General features: G+C 53.0%; 1 protein-coding gene. It reads right to left on the bottom strand.

Annotated elements, in window-relative coordinates:
• Window positions 1-193 (bottom strand): hypothetical protein (locus R0J87_RS25110; RefSeq protein ID WP_498889742.1); only part of this gene is annotated, 193 nt, incomplete at its 3' end.
• Window positions 194-232 lie beyond the last annotated feature (39 nt).

Consider the following 232-nt stretch of genomic DNA (forward strand, 5'->3'; position numbering starts at 1 on the left):
CCTCCCGTATCTTCCGGACCTGCCGCGCCGCGCGTTCGGTCAGCGCTACATCCGGACCGTCAAAGTCGATCTCCGGGGTGTCGATATCCGCCAGTGGAGAAGCGGAAGCCGGAGCTTGCTCCTCCTCTTCTTCATCGCCATCAATGAGATCCGAGATAACATCGTCCAAGTTGTCTTCCGTTTCAGCAGGCATAGTTCTTCTTAATCTTAATATTCATTTTCACATTTCCGT

This window comes from Halomonas sp. SIMBA_159 (genome assembly GCF_046536035.1).
GTDB lineage: Bacteria > Pseudomonadota > Gammaproteobacteria > Pseudomonadales > Halomonadaceae > Vreelandella > Vreelandella venusta_A.